Annotated in this window: 23 protein-coding genes and 1 tRNA gene; 14 read left to right on the top strand and 10 right to left on the bottom strand. The window is 73.5% G+C overall.

What is annotated here, in order from left to right; genetic code table 11:
* Positions 1-34: 34 nt before the first annotated feature.
* Together FPV26_RS08890 and FPV26_RS08885 are read left to right on the top strand one after the other, a co-directional pair.
* Complete coding sequence (locus FPV26_RS08890) at positions 35-1,726, top strand: ArnT family glycosyltransferase (RefSeq protein WP_147653525.1); 1,692 nt, start codon at positions 35-37, stop codon at positions 1,724-1,726.
* Between the two features lie 6 nt (positions 1,727-1,732).
* Positions 1,733-2,755, top strand: coding sequence for a glycosyltransferase (locus FPV26_RS08885; RefSeq protein ID WP_147653524.1), 1,023 nt, complete (start codon positions 1,733-1,735; stop codon positions 2,753-2,755).
* On the opposite strand, the gene FPV26_RS08880 is transcribed toward FPV26_RS08885, so the two are convergent.
* The 5 genes from FPV26_RS08880 to FPV26_RS08860 form a co-directional block, all read right to left on the bottom strand.
* Complete coding sequence (locus FPV26_RS08880) at positions 2,719-3,615, bottom strand: glycosyltransferase family 2 protein (protein WP_147653523.1); 897 nt, start codon at positions 3,613-3,615, stop codon at positions 2,719-2,721. The genes FPV26_RS08885 and FPV26_RS08880 overlap by 37 nt on opposite strands.
* The gene (locus FPV26_RS08875; RefSeq protein WP_147653522.1) at positions 3,612-4,394 is read right to left on the bottom strand and encodes a glycosyltransferase family 2 protein; all 783 of its coding nucleotides are present in this window, start codon (positions 4,392-4,394) and stop codon (positions 3,612-3,614) included. The genes FPV26_RS08880 and FPV26_RS08875 overlap by 4 nt, the downstream gene beginning before the upstream one ends.
* Positions 4,391-5,878: a PH domain-containing protein gene (locus tag FPV26_RS08870; RefSeq protein ID WP_147653521.1), complete on the bottom strand. Its 1,488-nt coding sequence runs from the start codon at positions 5,876-5,878 to the stop codon at positions 4,391-4,393. Before FPV26_RS08870 ends, FPV26_RS08875 begins: the two co-directional genes overlap by 4 nt.
* Entirely contained in the window at positions 5,865-6,365 is a 501-nt protein-coding gene (locus tag FPV26_RS08865; RefSeq protein ID WP_147653520.1) for a PH domain-containing protein, read from the bottom strand. Before FPV26_RS08865 ends, FPV26_RS08870 begins: the two co-directional genes overlap by 14 nt.
* 96 nt (positions 6,366-6,461) lie before the next feature.
* The gene (locus FPV26_RS08860) at positions 6,462-7,448 is read right to left on the bottom strand and encodes a lauroyl acyltransferase (protein WP_147653519.1); all 987 of its coding nucleotides are present in this window, start codon (positions 7,446-7,448) and stop codon (positions 6,462-6,464) included.
* Positions 7,449-7,757: 309 nt separating this feature from the next.
* Between FPV26_RS08860 and dtd the strand changes: the two genes are divergently transcribed.
* From dtd to hemC, 7 genes are all read left to right on the top strand, one after another.
* Entirely contained in the window at positions 7,758-8,198 is a 441-nt protein-coding gene (dtd, locus tag FPV26_RS08855) for a D-aminoacyl-tRNA deacylase (protein ID WP_147653518.1), read from the top strand.
* A gap of 123 nt (positions 8,199-8,321) precedes the next feature.
* A complete protein-coding gene (gene rpoD / locus FPV26_RS08850) occupies positions 8,322-10,172 on the top strand; it encodes an RNA polymerase sigma factor RpoD (protein ID WP_147653517.1) in 1,851 nt (616 codons plus the stop codon).
* A gap of 82 nt (positions 10,173-10,254) precedes the next feature.
* A tRNA-Ile gene (locus FPV26_RS08845) sits at positions 10,255-10,330 on the top strand.
* 15 nt (positions 10,331-10,345) lie between these two features.
* Entirely contained in the window at positions 10,346-11,026 is a 681-nt protein-coding gene (locus tag FPV26_RS08840; RefSeq protein WP_147653516.1) for an alpha/beta hydrolase, read from the top strand.
* A gap of 2 nt (positions 11,027-11,028) precedes the next feature.
* Complete coding sequence (locus tag FPV26_RS08835; protein WP_181952609.1) at positions 11,029-12,075, top strand: sensor histidine kinase; 1,047 nt, start codon at positions 11,029-11,031, stop codon at positions 12,073-12,075.
* 21 nt (positions 12,076-12,096) lie between these two features.
* Entirely contained in the window at positions 12,097-12,825 is a 729-nt protein-coding gene (locus tag FPV26_RS08830) for a LytR/AlgR family response regulator transcription factor (protein WP_147653514.1), read from the top strand.
* A gap of 140 nt (positions 12,826-12,965) precedes the next feature.
* Positions 12,966-13,910 (top strand): hydroxymethylbilane synthase, encoded by a 945-nt coding sequence (gene hemC / locus FPV26_RS08825; RefSeq protein WP_147653513.1) that lies wholly within the window; start codon positions 12,966-12,968, stop codon positions 13,908-13,910.
* A 14-nt stretch (positions 13,911-13,924) separates the two neighbouring features.
* Here the strand turns inward: hemC and FPV26_RS08820 are convergent, their stop codons facing one another.
* Genes FPV26_RS08820 through FPV26_RS08805 form a run of 4 tightly spaced genes read right to left on the bottom strand, consistent with a single transcriptional unit; the run spans position 13,925 to position 18,877 of the window.
* On the bottom strand, positions 13,925-14,878 hold the full coding sequence (locus tag FPV26_RS08820) for a dimethyl sulfoxide reductase anchor subunit family protein (RefSeq protein ID WP_147653512.1): 954 nt from the start codon (positions 14,876-14,878) through the stop codon (positions 13,925-13,927).
* Positions 14,879-14,895: 17 nt separating this feature from the next.
* Entirely contained in the window at positions 14,896-15,237 is a 342-nt protein-coding gene (locus tag FPV26_RS08815) for a heavy metal-binding domain-containing protein (protein WP_342781841.1), read from the bottom strand.
* Positions 15,238-15,245: 8 nt separating this feature from the next.
* A complete protein-coding gene (locus FPV26_RS08810; protein ID WP_147653511.1) occupies positions 15,246-16,007 on the bottom strand; it encodes a 4Fe-4S dicluster domain-containing protein in 762 nt (253 codons plus the stop codon).
* Between the two features lie 2 nt (positions 16,008-16,009).
* Positions 16,010-18,877, bottom strand: a complete 2,868-nt coding sequence (locus tag FPV26_RS08805) for a molybdopterin oxidoreductase family protein (RefSeq protein ID WP_147653510.1) — start codon at positions 18,875-18,877, stop codon at positions 16,010-16,012.
* A 103-nt stretch (positions 18,878-18,980) separates the two neighbouring features.
* Here FPV26_RS08805 and FPV26_RS08800 point away from each other — a divergent pair, with 103 nt between their 5' ends.
* Positions 18,981-19,436 (top strand): porin family protein, encoded by a 456-nt coding sequence (locus FPV26_RS08800; RefSeq protein WP_147653509.1) that lies wholly within the window; start codon positions 18,981-18,983, stop codon positions 19,434-19,436.
* Between the two features lie 3 nt (positions 19,437-19,439).
* Here FPV26_RS08800 and FPV26_RS08795 read toward each other — a convergent pair whose 3' ends face one another.
* Complete coding sequence (locus FPV26_RS08795) at positions 19,440-20,114, bottom strand: hypothetical protein (protein WP_181952608.1); 675 nt, start codon at positions 20,112-20,114, stop codon at positions 19,440-19,442.
* A gap of 102 nt (positions 20,115-20,216) precedes the next feature.
* On the opposite strand from FPV26_RS08795, the gene FPV26_RS08790 reads away from it, so the two are divergent.
* From FPV26_RS08790 to FPV26_RS08775, 4 genes are all read left to right on the top strand, one after another.
* A complete protein-coding gene (locus tag FPV26_RS08790; RefSeq protein ID WP_147653507.1) occupies positions 20,217-21,185 on the top strand; it encodes a helix-turn-helix transcriptional regulator in 969 nt (322 codons plus the stop codon).
* Positions 21,182-22,066 carry a patatin-like phospholipase family protein gene (locus FPV26_RS08785; protein WP_147653506.1) on the top strand — a complete coding sequence of 295 codons (885 nt, stop codon included), beginning with the start codon at positions 21,182-21,184 and terminating at the stop codon, positions 22,064-22,066. Before FPV26_RS08790 ends, FPV26_RS08785 begins: the two co-directional genes overlap by 4 nt.
* 191 nt (positions 22,067-22,257) lie before the next feature.
* Positions 22,258-22,554 (top strand): hypothetical protein, encoded by a 297-nt coding sequence (locus FPV26_RS08780; protein WP_147653505.1) that lies wholly within the window; start codon positions 22,258-22,260, stop codon positions 22,552-22,554.
* 81 nt (positions 22,555-22,635) lie between these two features.
* The gene (locus FPV26_RS08775) at positions 22,636-24,774 is read left to right on the top strand and encodes a prolyl oligopeptidase family serine peptidase (RefSeq protein ID WP_147653504.1); all 2,139 of its coding nucleotides are present in this window, start codon (positions 22,636-22,638) and stop codon (positions 24,772-24,774) included.
* The last annotated feature ends 38 nt before the right edge of the window (positions 24,775-24,812 follow it).

Here is a 24,812-nt window from a genome sequence, read left to right as displayed (position 1 = left end):
AAAGCTTCTTCTCCGCTCCCGTATCATCCCGCGCATGACTGCGACCGCCGCACACCAACATCGCCGCGAACTGCTCTGGTTCCTCGCCATCGCCTTCGTCGTGCTCGCCTTCGGCATCGGCCTGCGCGCGCCGTGGCCCGCCGACGAGCCGCGCTTCGTGCTGGTGGCCAAGCAGATGTGGGAATCGGGCGAATGGTTGTTCCCGCACCGCGGCCAGGAGCTGTACCCGGACAAGCCGCCGCTGTACTTCTGGCTGCTCGGCGCGGCCTACGCGCTGGTGCGCGACTGGAACCTCGCCTTCCTGCTGCCCTCGCTGCTGGCCGCGCTCGGCACCCTGGCGCTGACGTACGACCTCGGCCGGCGGCTGTGGTCGCCCCGCGCCGGGCTGTGGGCCGCGATCGGCGTGCTGGTGTGCGCGCAGTTCATCCACCAGGCCAAGCGCGCGCAGATCGATCCGACCGTCACCTTCTTCATCACCCTCGGCGTGTACGGCCTGCTGCGCCACACCCTGCTCGGACCGCAGTGGCGCTGGTACTGGCTGGGCTGCTTCGCCGCCGGGCTGGGCGTGATCAGCAAGGGCGTGGGCTTCCTGGCCCTGCTGCTGCTGTTGCCGTACGGGGTGATGCGCGCGCGGCGCTGGCCGGGGCTGGCGCCGCTCGGCCGCGGCAACGGCGGCCGCTGGGCGCTGGGCGCGCTCGCGTTCCTCGGCGCGATCGCGCTGTGGCTGGTGCCGATGGCGACGACCGCGCTGGCCAGCGACAACCCCGAACACCGCGCCTACCTGCACGAGATCCTGTTCCGGCAGACCGCCACCCGCTACACCGACGCCTGGATCCACCACCAGCCGGCCTGGTACTTCCTCGAGGTGATCGCGCTGCGCTGGCTGCCGTTCTCGCTGGCGCTGCCGTGGCTGCTGCCGCGCTGGCGCGAGGCGCTGCGCGCGCGCGAGGCGCGGGTGTGGCTGCCGCTGGCGTGGGCGCTGCTGGTGGTCGGGTTCTTCAGCCTGAGCCCGGGCAAGCGCGACATGTACATCCTGCCGACGCTGCCGATGGTGGCGTTGGCGGCGGCGCCGTACCTGGCCGGAATCGCGGCGCGGCCGTGGTTCCGGCGCGTGTTGGCCGGCCTGTTCGCGCTGCTGGCCGTGGTGCTGCTCGCGGCCGGCGCGGCGGCGCTGGGCGGCGAGCCGCGGTTCGAGCTGCGGATCGAGGCCGAACGCGGCCTGGCCCCCGGCGACGATGCGCTGTGGCAGTGGCTGCTCGCCACCGGTGCAGCGATGCTGCTGGCGCAGCTGGTGCTGTACCGGCGTGCGCTGGCCGGTGCGGCCGCGGCCTACGCGGTGCTGATCGTGCTGCTGTACGGCGGCGTCTCGCTGCTGCTCGACGACGAGAATTCGGCGCGCGCGGTGATGCAGCGTGCGCGCGTGCTGGCCGGGCCGCGCACCGAACTCGGGCTGGTGGCGTGGAAGGAGCAGAACCTGCTGCAGGCGGTGGGGCCGGTGGCCGAGTTCGGTTTCCTGCGGCCGTTCCCGGAGCAGCTCGCCGCCGGCATCGCCTGGCTGCGCCAGGCGCCGGAACATCGGCGCCTGTTCGTGCTCGAGGAGGCGCTGGGCGAGTGCGTGCTGCGCGCGCGCGCGCAGGAGGTCGGCACCGCCAACCGCCGCACCTGGTTCCTGGTCGGGCCGGAGGCGATCGCGCCCGCGTGCCGGCCCGCCGCGACCGCGCCCTGAACCGCGATGCGCATCGTCCATCTGCTCCTGACCCGACGCTTCGCCGGCAGCGAACGCTACGCGGTGGAGCTGGCCAACGCCCAGGCCGCGGCCGGGCACGAGGTGACCCTGATCCTGCGCCGCGCCGGCGCGCAGCCTCGGCCGGACGCGATCGCGCACCGGGTGGATCCGCGGGTGCGGGTCGAGGTCGTCTCCGACCTGCTCGCACGCTGGCAGGCGCGCCGGCGGGTGCGCCGGCTGCGCCCCGACGTCGCCCACGCGCACCTGTCCGGCGGTTGCCGCGCGCTGCACGGCCTGGACGGGGTGTGCCTGCGGGTGGCGACGCTGCACATCGCCTACAAGCCGCAGCAGCATGCGCGGCTCGATGCGCTGGTGGCGATCGCGCCGTGGCAGCTCGCCGCGATCCCGGAACGGCTGCGCGCGCACACGGTGCAGATGGACAACTGGACCCTGCCGGTCGCGCCGGCCGCGGACGCGCGTGCGCGCCTGCGTGCCGCGCACGGCATCCCCGCGGACGCCTACGTGCTCGGCGCGCTCGGCCGCGCCGAGCGCAACAAGGGCTTCGACCTGCTGCTCGAGGCCTTCCACCGCCTCGACGCGCCCGACGTGTGGCTGGTGGTCGCCGGCCAGGGCCGCGAGCTCGAGGCGCTGCGCGCGCGCGCGGCCGGGCACCCGCGGATCGTGCTGCCGGGCTTCGTCGAGCGGCCGCAGGACTGGCTGGCGGCCTATGACGCCTTCGTCAGCGCCGCGCGCGACGAGCCGTTCGGGCTGGTCCTGCTCGAGGCGATGCAGGCCGGGTTGCCGATCGTGGCCACCGCCAGCCAGGGCGCGCGCCACCTCGCCGACGCGATCGGCACGCCGCTGGTGCCGCTCGGCGACGTCGAGGCGCTGGCGCGCGCGCTGCACACCCTGGCCGCGGCGCGGCCGCCGCGGCGCGCCTATCCGATGCAGCGGTTCTCGCTCGAGGCCCGGCTGGCCGAGCTGGAGGCCTTCTACCGCCGCGAGCTGGCGGCGCTGGGCAGGGGCTGAGCCGGCGCACGCGCGGCGCCCTCGCGCAGGTCCGGCGCCGGATGCGCCGCGAACTCGGCCAGGTGCGCATCCAGGCCGCGTTCGCAGCGGGTCAGGCGCCGGGCGCGGGTCTCGGCGAGATAGACGTCGTTGGGGCTGGCGCCACCCTGGTGACGCTCGCGGTGGTGCAGGTGGAAGGCGAGCCCGGCCAGCCGCAACTGCCGGCATTCCAGGCCGGCGTGCCAGGCGCGCCAGGCGAGTTCCTCGTCCTCGCGCCCCCAGCCCTCCATGCGTTCGTCGAATCCGTTCAGGCGCAGCAGGTCGGCGCGCCACCAGCCCTGGTTGCAGGTCTTGACCATGCGCGGCGCCCCACCCCGCAAGTGGAAGTAGAGTGCGGCCAGCGGCGGCAGGCGCAGGGTGTGCCGGCGGCGCCGGATCCCGCCCGTCCACAGCCCGGGGCGCAGGCGCGGATCGGCGAGCATGCGCTGGCTGAACGCGGGCGTGGTCAGCACCCGCGAGCCCTGCACGAACGCGCCCGGCCGCGCGAAGCGCAGATGGTCGGCGACGAACGCAGGGTGCAGCACCATGTCGCCGTCGAGCAGCAGCACGTACTCGCCGCGCGCGGCGGCGATGGCGCGGTTGCGCGAGCGGGCGACGCGGAAGCCGCGGTCCTCCTGCCAGACATGCCGCAGCGGCACCGGGAAGTCGCGGGCGATCGTCTGCAGCAGCGCGGCGGTGTCCGGGCCCGAACCGTCGTCGGCGACGATGACCTCGTCCGGCAGGTGGCGCTGGCCGCGCACGCTGTCCAGGACCACGGCCAGCGCCTGCGGCCAGTTGTAGGTGGTGACCACCAGGCTGACGCTGTGGGGGCGGGGGCTCATCGGTGGGGATCGGTCGTCTCGATGGGATCCTGGCGCAGCAGGCGGTACTTCAGCGCCGCATAGCGCATGTGCAGGCGATGATGGCGCCAGCCGCCGCGGCCGTCGAGCAGGCCGCCGCGCAGCACCAGATTACGCAGGAAGTAGGCCGCCGCCGCCAGCGCGCCGCGGCCGGGGAAGCCGCGGCGCCCGCGCGCGCGCTGCTCCTGCGCCCACAGCCGGGCGTAGCCCTCGAGCTTGCGCCAGTACTCGGCCTCGCTGCGCGCGGTGTCGTGCTCCAGCGCCGCGTCGAGCGTGGCCACGCGCGCGCCGCGGATGTCGAGGTATTCGTGCACCAGGCGCGGCGCGTGGCGGAAGCGGGCGCGGAACAGGCGCTCGACCGGCTCGCGCGCGAAGCTGCCGAAGCGCATCCGGTGGCCGAGGAAATGGGTGCGCCGCAGCAGGCGCCAGACGTCGGCGCGCTCGACCTCGCCGCTGTCGAACAGCGCGCGCAGGCGGGCCAGCGCCGGCGGCTCCAGCCATTCGTCGGCGTCCAGCAGCAGCACCCACGGTTGCGTCGCGCGCTCGATCGCGGCGTTCTTCTGCGCGGCGAAGCCGAGCCAGTCCTGGTGCTCGACCCGCGCGCCGGCGGCACGCGCGACCGCCACGGTGTCGTCGCTGGAGCCGGAGTCGAGCACGATCACCTCGGCGCACACCTGCGCGAGCGAGCCCACGCAGCGGCCGATGCGGTCGGCTTCGTTGCGGGTGATCACCACGCCGGACAGGGGCAGGGGGCGGGTCATGCGGAGGTGGCCGCGGCGCGGCGGGCGATGCGGGCGGCGAACTCGCGCTGCAGCGCGCGCGCGGTCGCCGCGTCCAGGTAGCGGATCCGCAGCGGCGGCGCCAGCGGCGAGGCGCCGGCAGTGTCGAGCCACAGCGTGGCCATGCCGTGGCGGCGGTCGAACGGGCTCTGCGTCCAGCGCAGCGCCTGCAGCTTGGCGAGTTCGGCGAAGCGCCAGTGCCGCTGCAGCCAGCCGCCGCGCACCGCGACCAGGCGGCCGTTGCAGGCATAGCCGGCGAGCTGCGCATGCCGGCGCGCGGCGAACACCGCCCACGGCAGCCACAGCAGCGCGAGCAGGCCCGGGGCGCCGAACCGCCAGCCCAGCGCCAGCGTCAGCGCGAGCCCGAACAGCACGCCCGGCAGCGCCAGCCGCCGCCATGCGCGTGGATGCAGCGGCTGCCACTGCAGCGTGTTCCAGCCGGCGTCGGGCAGCAGGTGCGCGATCAGCGCGTCGCACTGCGCCGGCGTGGCGATCGGCGCCAGCTCGCGCAGCGCGCGCTGCTGCGCGGCGTCGTTCTGCACGCCGGCGGCGCTGTCCACGTGCAGGCTGCGGCGGCCGAACCAGCGGTGCAGCACGCCCTCGTGCAGGGTCCAGGCCTGGATCCGGCGCCGCGAGGTGCTGGTGCGCAGCCGCGCCAGCAGGCCGCGTTCGACGGTCAGCCGGCGCCCGTGTTCGACGAGGGTGAAGCCGTGGTACTGCACCAGCGCCAGCACCACCGACAGCAGCCGCAGCAGCAGCACGCCGACCAGCACCAGCGTGGCCACCGCGATCCCGGTCTGCAGCAGGTCGAAGTGCTGGCCGTTGATCCAGCCGAACAGGAGCTCGCCCCAGACGGCGACCAGGTCCGGCAGCAAGCGCGGGCTGACCTGCGAGGCCGCGCCCGCCAGCGCGCCGACCACGATCAGGCCGCGGTTGGAGATCAGGCCCAGCCGCACCAGCTCGGCGCTGGACAGGCGCAGCAACGGCGTCGCCGCCGGCGCCTCGGCGGCGGCCGGTTCGGACGCGCCGCGCTGGCGCAACAGGCGTTCGAGCGCGAGCGCCTCGTCCAGCCGCAGTACCCGCATCTGCGCCTCGGGCCGGGTGCCGCCGGCCGATTCCAGGCGCAGCTCGGCCACGCCGAACAGCCGGTGCAGCAGCGACTGCTGCACTTCCACGTTGTGGATGCGCGCGAACGGGATCTCGCGCCGGCTGCGGTGCAGCCAGCCGCTGCGGATGGTGAGCGCGTCGCGGCCCACCGCATAGCGGTAGGTGAAGTACTGCAGCAGCGAGACCAGCGCCAGCACGCCCACGCCGAGCAGCGGCCACAGCTCGTTGCGGTCGCCGCCGAAGAAGAACACCGCCAGCAGCGGCACCACGAACTGCTTGAGCTGGGCGATCAGCACGAACAGCCACGACCACGGGTGCAGGCGGCGCTCGGCCGGGGCGGCGGCATCAGACGGCGCCATCGTCGTCCCCGGGCTGGCGCGCGAGCGACTCGCGCAGGCGCTCGGCCTCGGCCTGTTCCAGGCCGCCGAGGCTGACCGCGTTGTCGCGGGTGCCGGCGGTGTGGATCACCAGCGTCGCCAGCCCCCAGTGCCGTTCCAGCGGACCGTGCCTGAGGTCCAGGTGCTGCACGCGCGTGGCCGGGACCAGGGTCTCGCGCCGCCACCAGCGTCCGCGCGCGACCGCGAAGCCGTCGGCGTCCAGCCGCCAGCGGGTGTGCCGGAAGCGGTGCCGGCCGCTGAGCAGGCCGGCGATGAGGCCGAGCACCAGCCCGGCCAGCGCGAGCTGCGGCGGCAGCAGCACCTCGCCGACGTCGGCCAGGAACCAGCCGCCGACTGCGCCCATCGGCGCGAGCACCAGCGCGTCGGTGAGCGCGAACAGGCGCTGTGCGCGCGGCGGCAGCGGCTGCCAGGCCGCGTCGGCGGCGTCGACGGCGGTGTCGGGGGGCATGCGCGGGCCTCGTGCAGGGGGCGCACCATCATCGCCGAATCGCGCGCAGCGTCATCCCCCGGGCGATGCGGCGGCGGTCGGGAGGCGCCGCCCGGGTCAGGACAGTTCGTCGGCCCGCGCGGCCTCGCGCATGGCGCGGCGCACGGTGCGTGGCGGGTAGCAGTCGGGCCAGTAGGGGTTGCCGGCGGCGCTCTCCGGCGGGGTGTAGCTGAAGCGTTTGTAGGTCCACTGGTACTGCGCCGGATCGCGGCGGGCGATGCGTTCGACGCCGGCATTGAGCGCCGCGGCGCCGACGGCGGGATCGGGGTCGGCGATCGTGGCCGGGGCCGGTTCGAAGCGCAGGGCGAAGCGCGGCCCGTCCGCGTCCTCGCCGATGCGTTCGCAGCAGGCGAACAGCACGGTCGCGCCGGTGCGCTGCGCCAGCCGCGGCAGCAGGGTCATGGTCAGCGCGGGGCGGCCGAAGAAGGGGGCGAACACGCCGTCACCGAGCTTGGGTTGCTGGTCGGGCAGGATCCCGACCACGCCGCCGCCCTGGAGCAGTTTGAACAGTTGCCGGATCGCCGGGCCTTCGGCGCGCACCTGCTGCACGCGCGCGGCGTCGCCGGAGGCGGCGCGCACGCGCTGGAGGAAGGCTTCGCCGATGCGCGAGCCGGGCGGGGCGTACAGGATCGCCAGGGGGGTGCGCCAGGCCAGCCACTGGTTGAGCAGTTCCCAGTTGCCGTAGTGCGGGGCGGCGACGATCAGGCCGCGCCCGGCGGCGAGGGCGGCGTCGAACAGTTCGACGCCGTGCGTGTCGCGGATGCGGGCCAGGTTGTGGGCGTGCGGGCGGGTCCACAGGCGCAGGGTCTCGACGATCTGGCGCGCGGTGGTGCGCAGGATCCGCGCCTGCAGGGCGTCGCGTTCGCTCGGGAGCAGTTCCGGGTAGGTGAGTTCGAGGTTGCGCCGCGCGATCCGCGCCAGGCGCGCGTCGCGCCGCCGCCACGTGTCGGCGAGCGCATCGGCGAGGGCGCGCAGCCACGGCCACGGCAGCCGCGCGACGGCGGCGGCGAGCAGGGACAGCACACGGGCGAGCAGCGCGGGCATCGCGCGAGTGTAGCGGGGGCGGCTGTGGTGACTGTTGGGCCGGGTGTGTCGGCGGGTGATTTGGTCGAGCGGGCTCGGATTGCGGTGAGGTTCAGTGGAGGAAGCAGCGGGGAGATGGTCGGATCGGGCCGCGCAGCGGCACGGGTCTGCGGCCGCGTGTCGGAGCCGGACGCGGAGCCCACGCGGCGAACCCCACCCCAGGCAGCCGGCGCCCCCGCCCGCAGCGACTGACAACCGCACACGCGCCCAGCGACAGGTACTCCGGCCCACCCGCCACAATAGGGACGTCCCCCGCCGCCCGGACGCCCGATGCTCGCCCTGATCCAGCGCGTCACCGAAGCCCGCGTCACCGTGGACGGCGCCACCGTCGGCGAGATCGGTCCCGGCCTGCTCGCCCTGGTCGCCGCCGAGCCCGGCGACAGCGAGGCGCAGATCGTGCGCCTGGCCGAGCGCCTGCTCGGCTACCGCGTGTTCCCCGACACCGCCGGTCGCATGAACCGCTCGCTCACCGACACCGGCGGCGGCCTGCTCCTGGTCAGCCAGTTCACCCTCGCCGCCGACACCCGCTCCGGCATGCGTCCCGGCTTCAGCACCGCCGCCCCACCCGACGAGGCTGAACGCAGCTTCAACCGCCTGGTCGCCGTCTGTCGCCAACGGCACGCCGGAAGAGTGGAAACCGGCCGTTTCGGCGCCCATATGCAAGTCAGCCTGGTCAACGACGGCCCCGTGACCTTCCTCCTCAGGCCGTAGGCAGCCTCGTCCCGGGCCCCTCCCCGGGCACCCCAGGTCCCGGCCGCTCCCGCCCCGGCGGGACGTTGCCCCGACTGGTACAATGCACGGTTCCCCTGACACTCCCAGACGGTGGCGCAACTCATGGCCAACGAACGACAGGCCCCCCAGTCCGACATCAAGCAGCTGATCAGCAAGGGCCTGGAGCAGGGATACCTGACCTACGCCGAAGTCAACGATCACCTGCCCGACGACGTCGTCGATCCCGAGCAGATCGAGGACATCATCGGCATGATCAACGGCATGGGCATCGAGGTGCACGAGGTCGCACCCGATGCCGAGACGCTGCTGCTGGCCGGCACCGGCACCGCCGGCCGCGACGTGGACGACACCGCGGCCGAGGAAGCCGCCGCCGCGCTGAGCGCGCTCGACGCCGAAGGCGGCCGCACCACCGACCCGGTGCGCATGTACATGCGCGAGATGGGCACGGTCGAGCTGCTCACCCGCGAGGGCGAGATCGCGATCGCCAAGCGCATCGAGGAAGGCCTGAACCAGATGCTCTCGGCGCTGGCCAGCTTCCCCTGGTCCATCCAGCTGCTGCTCGAGGAATACGAACTGCACAAGGCCGGCAAGAAGCGCCTGGCCGAGGTCGTGGTCGGCTTCAACGACGTCGAGGAGCCGGCCGCGGAACTCCCGGTCGAGGCGCTCGAGGCCGAGGCCGACGTGGACGAGGACGAGGAGGAAGAGGAAGGCGGCGCCGTCGAGGAACCCGCCCCGACCGGCCCCGACCCGGCCGAGGTCGCGCGCCGCATGGAGCAGCTCGCCGCCACCTACGCCAAGTTCCAGAAGGCCTACGCCAAGCACGGCCCGAGCCACAAGAGCGTGGTCAAGCTGCGCGAGGAGATGGCCGAGCAGTTCATGACCTTCAAGCTGCCGCTGCCGCTGACCGACACCCTGGTCAAGAAGCTGCGCGACGTGGTCGGCGAGATCAAGGAACACGAGCGCCGCATCCTCGACCTGGCCACGCGCGTGGCGAAGATGCCGCGCAAGGACTTCCTGCGCGCCTGGGAAGGCAACCAGACCAACCTCGAGTGGGTGGACGAGCTGCTCAAGCGCAAGCAGAAGTGGGGCTCGGGCCTGCGCGAGGTCAAGGACCAGATCATCGCCGAGCAGGAGGCCACCATCGCCATCGAGAAGGCGCTGTGCCTGACCCTGGCCGACATCAAGGAGATCAGCCGCGCGATGGCCTACGGCGAGGCCAAGGCGCGCAAGGCCAAGAAGGAGATGGTCGAGGCCAACCTGCGCCTGGTGATCTCGATCGCCAAGAAGTACACCAACCGCGGCCTGCAGTTCCTCGACCTGATCCAGGAAGGCAACATCGGCCTGATGAAGGCGGTGGACAAGTTCGAGTACCGCCGCGGCTACAAGTTCTCGACCTACGCCACCTGGTGGATCCGCCAGGCCATCACCCGCTCGATCGCCGACCAGGCGCGCACCATCCGCATCCCGGTGCACATGATCGAGACGATCAACAAGCTCAACCGCATCTCGCGCCAGATGCTGCAGCAGTATGGCCGCGAGCCCACGCCGGAGGAGCTGGCCAAGGAAATGGACATGCCGGAGGACAAGATCCGGAAGGTCCTGAAGATCGCCAAGGAACCGATTTCGATGGAGACCCCGATCGGCGACGACGAGGACTCCCACCTCGGCGACTTCATCGAGGACACCAACGTCGAGTCCCCGATCGAGGCCACCACCAACATCAGCCTGACCGAGACCGTGCGCAACGTGCTCGCCGGACTGACCCCGCGCGAGGCCAAGGTGCTGCGCATGCGCTTCGGCATTGACATGAACACCGACCACACCCTGGAGGAGGTCGGCAAGCAGTTCGACGTCACCCGCGAGCGCATCCGCCAGATCGAGGCCAAGGCCCTGCGCAAGCTGCGCCACCCGAGCCGTTCGGAGCAGCTGCGCTCGTTCCTCGACATCGAATAAGCGCGTCCCCCGTGCCGTTCCGAAGGGCCCGCCTCGTGCGGGCCCTCTGCGTTTCGGCCGCGCTATCATGCCGCGGCGACACGGGCCCATAGCTCAATGGTCAGAGCAGAGGACTCATAATCCTTTGGTTCCAGGTTCGAGTCCTGGTGGGCCCACCAACCGAGCGCATGGAGATGCACAGCACCGATCTGCTCGAAACCGTCGAGATCGAAACCGGCGCCGCGCCGCAGTGGACGGTGCTGTGGCTGCACGGCCTGGGCGCCGACGGCCACGACTTCGAGCCGATCGTGCCGGAGCTGGTGGCGCGCGACTGGCCGCCGCTGCGCTTCGTGTTCCCGCACGCGCCGGTGCGCGCGGTGACGATCAACGCCGGCATGCGCATGCGCGCCTGGTACGACATCCGCGACTTCGACCTGGCCAACCGCGCCGATGCCGAGGGCATCGCGCAGTCGGTGGCGCAGGTCGGGGCGCTGATCGACCGCGAACGCGCGCGCGGCATCCCGCCGGCGCGCGTGCTGCTCGCCGGGTTCTCGCAGGGCGGGGCGATCACGCTCGCGGCCGGACTGCGCCGGCGCGAGCCGCTGGCGGGGCTGGTCGCGCTCTCGGCGTATCTGCCGCAAGCGGCGCAGGCGGCGGCGGAGCTGACCCCGGCGGCGCGTACCCAGCCGGTGTTCATGGCCCACGGCACCGCCGACCCGGTGGTGCCGTGCGCGGCCGGGGCGCACAGCGCGCAGTGGCTGGAGCGGCTCGGCTTCGACGTGCAATGGCACGCCTATCCGATGGCGCACCAGGTCTGCGCGGCCGAGATCGCCGACCTGCGCGCGTGGCTGGCGGCGCGGTTCGCGGCCGGCTGACGATGGCGCCCGCTCCCGCACGCGAGCCCTGGCTGCCCGACCTGTGCCGGCTGGGCCGGCTCGCGACCATGCTCGGCGTGGCCGAGCTGGTGGTGGTCGTGGTCGCGCTCGCGCCGAACGCCGTGATGCCGTGGACGCCGGTGCGCTTCGCCTCGGCCAGCGGCTTCGCCCTGTGGCTGGCGCTGACCGTGTCGGTGCTGCTGTGCGTGGCCCGGCATCGGCTCTCGCGTCTGCCGCGGGCGCTGGGCGGGGCGCTGGCGGTGCTGCTGGCGGCGCTGGTCGCGGCCTGCGGCGCGGTGCTGGTGCACACGATCGACCGCAGCCTGGCCACCGGCCTGGTGCCGGCGGCGGTGTCGTGGCAACGCTTCACGGCCGGCAGTGCGGCGATCGCCGGGCTGATCGTCGCCGTGGTGCTGCGCTATCTGTACGCGGTGGACGGCTGGCAGGCGCAGGTGCGGGCCAGCGCGCGCGCCGAGGCCGATGCGCTGCAGGCGCGGATCCGTCCGCATTTCCTGTTCAACAGCATGAACACGATCGCCGGGCTGCTGCGGCGCGATCCGGCGGTGGCCGAACGCGCGGTGCTGGACCTGTCGGATCTGTTCCGCGCCGCGCTCGGCGCCGGCAGCGGCGAGTCGAGCCTGCGCGAGGAGGTGGAGCTGGCCGAGCGCTATCTGGCGATCGAGCAGTTGCGCCTGGGCGAGCGCCTGCGGGTGCAGTGGCGGCGCGAGGAGCCGCTGCCCTGGGACCTGCCGCTGCCGCGCCTGGTGCTGCAGCCGCTGGTCGAGAACGCGGTGCTGCACGGCATCTCGCGCCTGCCCGAAGGCGGCACGGTCGAGATCGCGCTCGCCGGCAGCGGCGACGAGTTGCACGTGGCGGTGCGCAACCCGGCGCCGGCGCCGCGCGAGCGCGATGCGGGCGACGGCGGCCACGGCCACGCGCAGGCCAGCGTGGCGCACCGCCTGGCCTATGCGTTCGGCCCGCGCGCGCGGATGGCCGCGCGCTGGGACGGGGGCTACTATCTGGCCGAGTTCCGGGTGCCGCTGCGTTGACCAGCGATACGGGGGTGCCCCATGCGGGTAGTGATCGCCGACGACGAGCCGCTCGCGCGCCAGCGCCTGCGCGACCTGCTGGCCGAGCAGCCGGGCGTCGAGGTGGTGGGCGAGGCGGGCGACGGCCGCGAGGCCCTGCACGCCTGCGCCGAGTTGCGCCCCGACCTGGTCCTGCTCGACATCGCCATGCCCGGCATTGACGGGCTGGAGGCCGCGCGCCATCTGGCCGCGTTCGAGCCGCGTCCGGCGGTGGTGTTCTGCACCGCCTACGACGCGCACGCGCTGTCGGCGTTCGAGGCGCAGGCGATCGATTACCTGGTCAAGCCGGTGCGGCCGGAGCGGCTGGCGGCGGCGCTGGAGCGCGTGCGCACCTTCGCCGCCGGCCGCGAGCGCGCGGCGCAGGCGCCGAGCGCGCAGCGCCGCACCCATCTGTGCGCGCGGCTGCGCGGCAGTCTGCGCCTGATCCCGATCGAGGACGTGCATTACCTGCGCGCGGAGGAGAAGTACGTGGTGGTGCACCACGCGCGCGGGGAGGATCTGATCGAGGAGTCGCTGAAGTCGCTGGAGGAGGAGTTCGGCGACCGTTTCGTGCGCATCCACCGCAATTGCCTGGTGGCGCGGCACGAGATCGTCGAGCTGCGCCGCGCCGCCGACGGCCACGTGCAGGCGGTACTGCGCCACGGCCCGCACCCGCTCGAGGTGAGCCGGCGCTGCGTGGCGCATCTGCGGGAGACGGTGAAGCATCTCTGAGGCCACGCGGCGAACCCCACCCAGGCAGGCCGGCGCCCCCGCCCGAAGCGAATGACAACCGCACACGCGCCAAGCGACGGGCACATCGCCGCCCCGCCCTTCGGCAGGTTTTGCCCGTCCCCGCACGCGATAATGTGCCGATGACGACCCTGCGCATCGCCACCCGCAAGAGCCCGCTCGCGCTGTGGCAGACCGAACACGTCGCCGAGCGGCTGCGCGCATGCCATCCGCAACTGCGCGTCGAGCTGGTGCCGCTGTCCACCCGCGGCGACGAGGTGCTCGACCGCTCCCTGGCCGCGATCGGCGGCAAGGGCCTGTTCCTGAAGGAACTCGAGCTCGCGATGCAGCGCTTTGATGCCGACTGCGCCGTGCACTCGCTCAAGGACGTGCCGATGGAGCTCGAGCCCGGCTTCGCCCTGGCCGCGATCCTCGCCCGCGCCGACCACGCCGACGCCTTCGTCAGCGACCGCTACCCCGACCTCGCCGCCCTGCCGCCCGGCGCGCGCGTCGGCACCTCCTCCCTGCGCCGCCAGGCGCAACTGCGCGCCCGGCGCCCCGACCTCGTCCTGCGCGACCTGCGCGGCAACGTCAACACCCGCCTGGCCAAACTCGACGCCGGCGACTACGACGCCATCGTCCTGGCCTGCGCCGGCCTGCAGCGGCTCGGCCTCGACGCCCGCATCCGCGCCCGCCTCGACGCCCCGCACTGGCTGCCCGCCCCCGCCCAGGGCGCGATCGCGGTCGAATGCCGCGCCGGCGATGCCGCCACCCTGGCCCTGTTCGCCCCCCTCGACGATGCCCCCACCCGCGCCTGCGTCGAAGCCGAGCGGGCGATGAACCGCGCCCTGCACGGCAGCTGCCACGTGCCGGTGGCCGCGTTCGCGCGCCTGGACGGGGCCCGCCTGCACCTGCAGGGGCTGGTCGGCTCGGTCCGCGACGGCCGTCTGGTGCGCGCCGAGGACACCGGCCCGCGCGAGGCGCCGGAAGCGCTCGGCCTGGCCGTCGCCGAACGCCTGCTGGCGCAGGGCGCGCGGGCGCTGATCGCGGCCGGCGCCGAGCCGGACACCGGCCCGTACGAAGCCTGAGCGCGACCGCGCGCTCAGTAGTACAGCGTCACCACATGCCTGGCTTCGGCGAAGAACAGCCAGCGTTCGACGAACGCGCCGGCCAGCGCGCCGAGCGCGGCCGCGGCGTACCACGGCGCCGCGTCCAGGTGCACGAAGATCCACACCGGCAGCATCAGCAGCACCGGCACGGCCGCGAACAGCAGCACCGCCAGCCGCCGCAGCCGCTGCGCATGCCGGCGCGCGAGTGCGAAGGCCATCTCGCGGGTGACATAGTTGGCCTCGGTGTGCGGACGCTCGAACGGGGTCACGACCCGGCCCGGCAGGCCGACCGCGTCGCCGCGCGTGGCCGGCAGCGGCGCGTCCAGGTCGCGCCAATAGCGGCGCTTGAGCCGCCACAGCGCCAGCGCCAGCACCATCGCGGCCAGCGCCGGCCCGTTCTCCAGGCGTGAACCGGCCACCGCCTCGATCGCCGCCAGCAGCAGCCCGCCGGTCAGCAGCGCGAACAGCAGATAGCCCGGCACCACCAGCCGGTGCCGCCAGGCCGGGATCGGCTTGAGCGAGGCGTAGATCATCGCGGTGCAGACGACGGTGGCCAGCGCGCCGGCGATCGTCAGCAGCGCGGCGGCCCACAGCCCCGCGCGCGGCGCCGGGCCGGGCCCGGGATGGGCCGGAGCAGCCGCGTCGCCCCAGAGCATGGCCGCCAGCGCCAGCGCCGGCAGATAGGTCAGCAGCGCCAGCACGCCCTCGCGCGACAGCCACGAGGTCCGCCATTGCGAGAACGCGCGCCACGCGCGCCGCGGCTGGCCGAGGTGGAACAGCGAGCTGACCAGGCCGGCCGTGACCAGCCCCAGCCCCGTCGCCAGGCCCAGCAGCAGCGGCCAGCCCGGCACCCGGCCGCCCACGGCCGCGAACGCGGACCAGGCCAGCAGGCCGTAGCCCGCGCCCGAGAGGGTGGTGAAGAAGATGACCGACAGCGCCGGATGCATGCGTCAGCGCGCGGGCGTCATTCGACCACGACCGCGGTGCCGGAGGCCGACACCATCAGCATCGAACCGCCGTCCTGGACCTGGATGGTCTCGTAGTCCAGGTCCACGCCGACCACCGCGTTCGCGCCCAGCTCGCGCGCCTGCTCGAGCATGTCCTCGATCGCCTCCTGCTTGGCCTTGCGCAGCACCTTCTCGTAGCTGCCGGAGCGGCCGCCGACCAGGTCGCGGATGCCGGCGAAGAAGTCGCGGAACATGTTCGCGCCGAGGATCGCGTCGCCGCCGACCAGGCCCTTGTAGGCGACGATGCGGCGGCCTTCGAGGGTGGGCGTGGTCGAGACCAGCAGCGGAGTCGTGCTCATGGGAGTCCTCATCGTTTGAGAATGCGGTCGAGCCAGCGTGCGATGCGCCCTCCCCCGCTTGCGGGGGAGGGCAGGGGTGGGGGCTCGTCCCCGGCTTCGTCCGCGCGCCGCGGCCGCGGCGGCAGGTAGCGGTTGACCGGCGCGTAGCCGAGTTCGGGCAGCAGCGCCACGCCGCCGCGTTCGGCCACCAGCTTCGATACCGCCGAGTCCGGGTCGCCGAGGTCGCCGAAGTGGCGCGCGCGGGTCGGGCACACCTGCACGCAGGCCGGCACGCGCTCGGCCTCGGGCAGGTGTTCGTTGTAGATCCGGTCCACGCACAGGGTGCACTTCTTCATCACCCCTTCGACCGCGCTGTACTCGCGCGCGCCGTACGGGCAGGCCCAGGAGCACAGCTTGCAACCGATGCACTTGTCCTCGTCCACCAGCACGATCCCGTCCTCGGCGCGCTTGTAGCTGGCGCCGGTCGGGCACACGGTCACGCACGCGGGCTGCTCGCAGTGCAGGCACGAACGCGGGAAGTGCAGGGTCATCGCCGGCTGCGCCGCGCCCGCCCCGCCGCCGTCGGTGCCGGCGACCTCGTAGCTGTGCACACGGTTGAACCACACCCCCGAGGGCGCGCGTCCGTAGGCGTCCTCGTCGGTGAGCGGGCCGGCGATGCCGCCGCTGTTCCACTGCTTGCAGCCCACCGCGCAGGCGTGGCAGCCGACGCAGGTGTCCAGGTCGATCACCAGCCCGAGCTTCTTCGGCGATGGCGGCGGCAGTGCGGTCATGCTCAGTCCTTCCTGCGGTGTTCGCGCGCGCGCAGCTCCGCGCCGTAGCGCAGCGGGCGCGGGTCGGCGGCGCCGAGCGCCAGGGGCGGGAACTGCGGCTGGCTCATCGTCGCGTCCCCGGCCTTGCGCAGCCGCACCCGCAGGTCGAACCACGCCGCCTGGCCGGTGACCGGATCGGCGTTGGCGTAGTCGCCCCTGGGGGTGAGGTCGGAGATCAGGTGGTTGAGCAGGAAGCCGCGCGTGCCTTCCGGCGCGTCGGGATCGAGCCGCCATGCGCCGCGGCGCTTGCCGACCGCGTTCCAGGTCCAGACCGTGTCCGGCTGCACGTTGGCGGCGAGTCTGGCCTGCACCGTGATCGCACCGTGGTGCGATTCGACCACCACCCAGTCCTCGTCGGCGATGCCGTGGCGGGCCGCGGTGTCCGGGTGCAGGTACAGCCAGTTGCGCGCGGCGATCTGCCGCAGCCAGGCGTTCTGCGAGCCCCAGGCGTGGTACATGAACATCGGCCGCTGGGTGATCGCGTGCAGCGGGAAGGACGCCTGCGCCTCCGCCAGCTGCGCCTCCTCGAACGGCGGATACCACAGCGGCAGCGGGTCGAAGTACGTCGCCACCCGCTCGCGGTGCGCCGGCGGCGGCTGGTGCGCGCCGTGGCCCTGCGCGGCGAGGCGGAACTTCTGCAGCGTCTCCGAGTACAGCTGCAGCACGATCGGCTCGGGCGCGGCCAGAAAGCCCATCGCCTGCGCCCACTGCAGATAGCCGCGGTTGGCCATCTTGAAGTAGCGCGCGTGCGCCGGGATCTCCGCGCGCCAGAAGCCGCCGTGTTCGAGGTAGCGTTCGAGCTGGTGCGGATTCGGCGGGCCCTTGCCGTGCAGCGAGCCGTCGGCACCGCGCCAGCCGGCGAGCAGGCCCACCCCGGGCGCGCGTTCGTGGCGCACGATGTAGTCGGCGTAGTCGCGGTACCTCGGCGCGCCGTGCTCGTCCACCAGCCCCGGCAGGCCGAGCCGCGCGCCGAGTTCGATCAGCACCGACTGGAAGCCGCGCACGTCGCGCGGCCGGCCGTCGGCGTCGGGCTGGGTGGCCGGGTCGAACACCGGCACGCGCAGCGCGTCGGCGGCGCCGTCGGCGTCGGAGATCGGCCGGTCGAGCAGGCTGATCGCATCGTGCCGTTCCAGGTACGTGGTGTCCGGCAGCACCAGGTCGGCGTAGGCCACCATCTCGCTGGCGTAGGCGTCGGCGTAGATGATGCGCGGGATGCGGTAGTCGCCGCGCTCGTCCTTGTCGGTGAGCCAGCCGATCGTCTCGGCGGTGTTCATCGCCGAGTTCCAGCTCATGTTGGCCATGAACAGCAGCAGGGCCTCGATCCGGTACGGATCGCCCGCCCAGGCGTTGCGCAGCACGGTGTGCAGCATGCCGTGCGCGGCGAGCGGATAGGCCCACGAATACGCATGGTCGATGCGGCGCGGCTGCCCGTCGGCATCCACCAGCAGATCCTCGGGCCCGTGCACGAAGCCGAGCGGCGCGGCGTCGAGCGTGCCGTCGGCGCGGCGCGCCTTGCCGGGGCGGTTGGCCGGCGGCACCGGCCTGGGGTACGGCGGCTGGAAGCGGAAGCCGCCGGGCGCGTCCACCGCGCCCAGCAGCAGCTGCAGCAGGTGCAGGGCGCGGCAGGTGTGGAAGCCGTTGGAATGCGCGCTGATGCCGCGCATCGCGTGCATCGCCACCGGGCGGCCGGGCATCTCCGCGTGTTCGCGGCCCCAGGCGTCGGTCCAGGCGACGGGCAGGCGCAGGTCGCTGTCGAACGCGGCCCGGGCGAGCTCGCGCGCGATGCGGCGGATGGTGGCGGCGGGCACGCCGCAGCGTTCGCCCACCGCCTCCGGCGCGTACTGCGGGTCGAGATAGCGCTCGGCGACGAGCTGGAACACCGGCACCGCGCGGCGGCCGTCGGGCAGGGCGTAGTCGCCGACGATCGCGGGCGCGATGCCGGTGGCGTCGGCGCGGGCCGGGGCCTGCGCCTGGCGGTCCCAGCACCGGGGTTGCCCGGCGTCGTCGCGCGCGAACAGGCCGTCCTGCGCGCCGCCCGGGTCGCGGATCACCAGCCAGTGCGCGTTGGTGTAGCGCACCAGGTACTCCAGGTCGATGCGGTCGGCCTTGAGCAGCTCGTGGATCAGCGCGCACGCGAACAGGCCGTCGGTGCCGGGGCGGATGCCGATCCACTCGTCGGCGATCGCCCCGTAGCCGGTGCGCACCGGATTGACCGCGACGATCTTCGCGCCGCGCTGCTTCAGCTTGCCCAGGCCGAGCTTGATCGGGTTGGAGTCGTGGTCCTCGGCCACGCCCCACAGCATCAGGTACTGCGTGTGCTCCCAGTCCGGCTCGCCGAATTCCCAGAAGCTGCCGCCGAGCGTGTACAGGCCGCCGGCGGCCATGTTCACCGAGCAGAAGCCGCCGTGCGCGGCGTAGTTGACGGTGCCGAACTGCTGCGCCCACCAGCCGGTCAGCGCCTGCGACTGGTCGCGGCCGGTGAAGAAGGCGAGCGCGTCCGGGTTGCGTTCGCGGATCGGCTTGAGCCACGACGCCGCGATGTCGAGCGCCTCGTCCCACTCGATCTCGCGGAACTCGCCGGCGCCGCGCTCGCCCACCCGCAGCAGCGGCTTGCACAGCCGCGCGGGCGAGGCGTGCTGCATGATCCCGGCCGAGCCCTTCGCGCACAGCACGCCGCGGTTGACCGGGTGCTCGGGATTGCCCTGGAGGTAGCGGATCCGCCCGTCCTGCAGCCAGACCTTGATGCCGCAGCGGCAGGCGCACATGTAGCAGGTGGTCGCCTTGACCTCGTCCCCCGGGGACGGCGACAGATTCAGCGGCGGCTGCTTCATCGGGATCCGGGGCGGGCGGGCGCGCAGGCGCGCATTGTGCCCGTGCACGGCCGGCCGCGGCGAGTCACACTGATGCGCACGGGCCGGGCAGGGGGAGACCGCGATGGGACGCAGGGCGATGGTGATGGGCGCGGTGCTGGCGCTGCTGTGGCCGGCCGGGCCGGCGCGTGCGGACACCGCGGTCGGGCTGGGCGCGGCCAAGGCCATTGATGGCGAACCCGCACACGTGCTCACCCTGGCCTGGCGCAGCGAGCAACGGCACCCGTGGGAACTGATGCTCGGCTACATCGCCCAGCGCGACTACGCCGGCCGCGCGCCGCTGTCCGACGCGCTGCTGCTCGCCGCCAGCAAGCGCTTCACCTGGCGCGGCTGGTTCGCCAGCGGCGGGGTCGCCTGGGTCAGCGAGGACAACGAGGTGCTCTCCGGCCACGGCCAGTTCCTGACCGCGGCCGGCTGGCGGGGACGGCGCTGGAGCGTGTCGCTGCGCCACCTGTCCAACGGCGACACCCATGGCCGCAACCGCGGTGAGACCTTCCTGCTGCTCGAGCGCGCGTTCTGAGCCCTATCGCGGCGCGTCCACGGTCAGGCCGGGGTCGTTGTAGCGCGTGTAACGGATGGTGGTGACCAGGTCGCGGCCCTGCTGCCGGTTGACCACGCGCGCGCGCAGCGGCAGGTCGTCGGTGCCCAGCCACACGGTCACCTCGCTGGGCGCCGGCTCGGTCTGGCGCAGCAGGTACTTGCGTGCCGGCACCCCGTCCACCACCTCGCGACCCTGGGCCTCGACGGTCATGGTCTGCTGGCTCTTCTCGGCCAGGTCGTGCCACTGGTCCATGCTGCCCGGCGGCATGGTGATCTTCTGGCTCCGGCCGTCCATCACCATGTACAGGTCGTTGCCGATCCGCACCTGCTCCATCTCCATGTTCCCCATCCGCATCACCATGCGGTAGCGGTCGGGCGCGACGAAGGTCATCTCGTTGTGCATCGGCCCCTGCGGGCCGCCGTCGGTCTCCATGCGCGCGTGCCAGCTGCGCGCGGCCTTGAACCTGCGCATCGAATCGAGCATCGCCTGCTTGGGGTCGGCCGGCGCGACCGCCTCGGCCGCGGCCGCGGCGGCCGCCGCCACCGTGTCCCGGGGTGTGGCCGTCGCCTCGGCCGCGGCGGCGGTGTCGGCAGCGGGCTGCCGCGAACAGGCGGCGAGCGCGAGGCCCAGGCCGGCGGCGAGGAGGGAAGCGGTCACGGGGCGAGGGACGGACATGCGCGGCTCCTTGTGGACTGGCGGCGCCGGCGGCGCCGATGCCATCCTAAACGCCGTCGCGCGGAAGGCACGGACACGCAGGCCATGGAACGTTACGAACGCATCAACGCACTGCACCGCACCCTCAAGGCCGCGCGCGTGCCGGTCACGGTGGCGCGGCTGCAGGACGAGCTCGGCTGCTCGCGCGCCACCGTGTACCGCGACCTCGCCTTCCTGCGCGACGCGCTGATGGCGCCGGTGGTCGGCGACGGCGAGGCCGGGTTCCGCTACGACCCCAAGGAAAGCGAGCGCTTCGAACTGCCGGGGCTGTGGCTGAACTCGGAGGAGCTGCACGCACTGCTGGTCGCCCAGCAGTTGCTCGCGCGCAGCAGCGGCGGGCTGCTCTCCAGCGCGCTCGCGCCGCTGCAGACGCGGATCGAGAAGCTGCTGGAGGCGCAGAGCGGCGGCGCGCGCTGGCCGGTCGAGCGCGTGCGCGTGATCGCCAGCCGCCCGCGCCGGCTCGACGAACACGTGTTTCGCCAGGTCGCCTCGGCGGTGCTCGGGCGCCGGCAGCTCTCGTTCGAGTACCGCGCCCGCTCCACCGACGAGAAGACCCGGCGCACGGTCAGCCCGCAGCGCATCACCCACTACCGCGACAACTGGTACCTCGACGCCTTCGACCACGACCGCGAGGCGCTGCGCAGCTTCGCCGTGGACCGCATCTCCGCGGTGCGCACCCTGGACGCGGCCGCGCGCGACCTCGACGAGGCCGCGCTCGACGAACACCTGGCCGCGAGCTACGGCATCTTCTCCGGCCCGGCCAAGGGCTGGGCCACGATCGTGTTCAGCGCCAAGGCCGCGCGCTGGGTGGCCGACGAGCGCTGGCATTCGCGCCAGCAGGGCCGGTTCCTGCCCGACGGACGCTACGAGCTGAAGGTGCCCTACAGCGGCACCCGCGAGCTGCTGATGGACGTGCTGCACTACGGCGCCGACGCCGAGATCGTCGAGCCGCCGATGCTGCGCGAGCAGGCGCGCGCCCTGCTCGCCCTGGCCCTGAGCAACTACGACCGATGACGCCCGCCGAGCCGCCGAAGATCCATGCCGGCGAGAAGGTCGCGCTGGTGCTCGGCGCCGGCGGCGCGCGCGGACTGGCGCAGATCGGCGTGATCGAGGCGCTGGAGCGGCGCGGCTTCAACATCGTCGCGATCGCCGGCTCCTCCAGCGGCGCGCTGGTCGGCGGGCTGCACGCGGCCGGCAAGCTGCATGCGTACCGCGACTGGCTGTGCGCGATGGACCGCAACGCGATGCTGCGCCTGCTCGACCCCGGGCTGGGGCGGCCGGCGCTGTTCCAGGGCACGCGCCTGATCGCCGCGCTGCGCGAGCTGGCCGGCTCGCCGCGGATCGAGGAGCTGCCGATCGACTTCACCGCGGTCGCGGTGGACCTGCTGCGCCAGCGCGAGGTGTGGCTGCGCAAGGGCGACCTGTGGGACGCGATCCGCGCCTCGTTCGCGATCCCCGGCGTGTTCACCCCGCACACCGTGCATGGCCGCGAGCTGGTGGACGGCGGCCTGCTCGCGCCGCTGCCGATCGCCGCCACCCGCCTGTCCGACGCGCACCGCCTGATCGCGGTGGACATGCACGGCTGGCCGCAGCATCCACCCGGCGAACCGGCCGAGGAGGAGCCGCCGGAGTCAGGCAACGGCTGGCTGGCGCGCTGGCGCGGCCCCGAACGCAGCGGCCGCCGCACCCAGCTCGGCCTCACCGAGGTGGTCGCACGCTCGCTCGACACCATGCAGGCGCAGATCGCACGCGTGCAGCTCGCGCTCGACCCGCCCGAGCTGGTGATCCGCATCCCGCGCGACGCCTGCCAGTTCTACGAGTTCTGGCGCGCGCGCGAACTGATCGAACTCGGCCGCGCCGAGGCGGAGAAGGCGCTGGACGCGGCGGGCTACTGAGTCGGTCGTCCGCAACCTGCGGCGATCCGAAGCAGCGCCACACGGACGCGATGCGGCGTCCCCGGGGGTGCCGCCCCACCCGAAGCCGTGCCCCAGCCCGCCGGCGCCGCCGCGTCCGGAGCCGGACGCGCGGTCGCAACCCGTGAGATGCCCGCTTTCCAGACTGGCGCCGTCCACGCACGGAGCCCGCCATGTCCACGCCCGCCCCGCCGCCGTTCGACCCCCGCCTCGACCGCCTGCTGCGCCGCCTGACCCTCGGCGGCCTGTTGCTGGTGCTGCTGTTGCCGGCCGCGCGCGGCCATCTGCCCCTGCTCGGCTGGGCACCGCTGTGGCTGGTGGCCATGCCGGCCAGCGCCTGGTGGGCGCTGCACCGCTTCCGCCTGCCGCGCCTGTCCCGCGACGGCCGCGCCCGCCCCCGGCGCCGGCCGCAGGCCCGCCGCCGCGGCCGGCCGCTGTGGACGCGGCCGCGCCTGCCGCAGGCCGCCTGAGTACGCCCAACCTTCGGCAGGCCGGCGCCGCGGCCGCGGCGTGCTAGCGTTGCCGGTTCGATCCACCGGAACCCGATCACGATGCCGAAGCTGTCGCACACCTGCCGCGCCCTGGGCCTGGCCGCGGGCCTGGCCGCCGGCGCATACGCCGCCGCGGCCGGCGCGGAGGACCCCATGGCCGAATCCGCCGATCCGTATCTCTGGCTCGAGGACGTCGAGGGCGAGCGCGCCCTGGCCTGGGTGCGCGAGCGCAATGCGCAGACCCACGCCGAACTCGCCGCCACGCCCGAGTTCCAGCGCCTGGAGGCCGACCTGCGCGCGATCCTCGACTCCGAGGACAGGATCCCCGCGGTCGAGAAGCTCGGCCCGTACTACTACAACTTCTGGAAGGACCGGCAGAACCCGCGCGGCGTCTGGCGCCGCACCACGCTCGAGGAATACCGCAAGCCGAACCCGCGCTGGGAGACCGTGCTCGACCTCGACGCGCTCAATCAGGCCGAGGGCGAGAACTGGGTCTGGCACGGCGCCGAGTGCCTCAAGCCGGCCTACGAGCGCTGCCTGATCGCGCTCTCGCGCGGCGGCGCCGACGCCGATGTCACCCGCGAGTTCGACCTGACCCGCAAGGCCTGGGTCGAGGACGGCTTCTTCCGTCCCGAGGCCAAGGGCGGCCTGCAGTGGATCGACCGCGACACGGTGTACGTGTACACCGACTTCGGCCCCGGCACGATGACCGCATCGGGCTACCCGCGCATCGTCAAGGAATGGAAGCGCGGCACGCCGCTGGCCGCGGCCCGGACGGTGTACGAGGGCCGCGCCGACGACATGTACATCGCCGCGTTCCACGACCACACCCCGGGCTTCGAGCGCGACTTCGTCAGCCGCACCATCGCCTTCTACAACGACGAGCTGTCCCTGCGCCGCGGCGACGGCACCCTGGTCAAGGTGGACGCGCCCAACTCGGCCAACAAGACCGTGCACCGCGAATGGTTGCTGCTGGAGCTGCGCGAGCCGTACCAGGCCGGCGGCCGCACGTTCCCGGCCGGCAGCCTGATCGCCGCGCGCTTCGACGACTTCATGGCCGGCAAGCGCGCGTTCGAGGTGCTGTTCGAGCCGACCGAGCGTACCTCGCTGGCCGGTTTCGCCTGGACCTGGCACCACCTCGTGCTCAACGTGCTCGACGACGTCAAGAACCGGCTCGCCGTGCTCACCCCGCCCGCCGCCGACGCCGCGGCCGGAGCGGAGTGGACGCGCGCGCCCTTCGTCGGCGCGCCGGAGTTCGGCACGATCGGCGTGTCGGCGGTGGATCCGGACGAGAGCGACGCGGTCTGGCTCACCGCCGCCGACTACCTGACCCCGACCACGCTGTCGCTGGCCGAGGTCGGCCAGGCGCCGGAAGTGCTCAAGCGCATGCCGGCCTTCTTCGACGCCTCCCGGCACGTCATCGAGCAGCACTTCGCCACCAGCCAGGACGGCACCCGCGTGCCGTACTTCCTGGTGCGGCCGAAGGACCTGGAGTACGACGGCACCGCGCCGACCCTGCTGTACGGCTACGGCGGCTTCGAGATCGCGCTCACCCCGGCGTACTCCGCCGGCGTCGGCAAGGGCTGGCTCGAGCGCGGCGGCGTGTACGTCGTGGCCAACATCCGCGGCGGCGGCGAGTACGGCCCGCGCTGGCACCAGGCCGCGCTCAAGGCCAACCGGCACAAGGCCTACGAGGACTTCGCTGCGGTCGCGCAGGACCTGGTCGCGCGCAGGATCACCTCGCCGCGGCACCTGGGCATCCAGGGCGGCAGCAACGGCGGCCTGCTGATGGGCAACATGCTCACCCGCTACCCCGGGCTGTTCGGCGCGGTGGTGGTGCAGGTGCCGCTGCTCGACATGCGCCGTTACCACAAGCTGCTCGCCGGCGCCTCGTGGATGGCCGAATACGGCGACCCGGACAAGCCGGAGGAGTGGGCCTTCATCCGGAACTTCTCGCCCTACCACCTGCTGCGCGAGGGTGTGAAGTACCCGCCGGTGCTGTTCACCACCTCGACCCGCGACGACCGCGTCCACCCCGGCCACGCGCGCAAGATGATGGCGAAGATGCAGGCGATGGGCCTGGACGTGCGCTATTACGAGAACATCGAGGGCGGGCACGGCGGCGCCGCCGACAACGCCCAGCTCGCGCACATGCAGGCCCTGGCCTACACCTTCCTCTGGCGGCAGCTGAGCCGCTGAGCGCGCCGCGGTTGCATTCCCGACCTTCGACCCCATCC

Origin of the sequence: Vulcaniibacterium gelatinicum, assembly GCF_008033445.1 — a bacterium.
Taxonomy (GTDB): Bacteria; Pseudomonadota; Gammaproteobacteria; order Xanthomonadales; family Xanthomonadaceae; genus Vulcaniibacterium_B; species Vulcaniibacterium_B gelatinicum.
The sequence above is the reverse complement of the archived record's forward strand: the minus strand, read 5'-3'. Positions and strand labels throughout refer to the sequence as shown.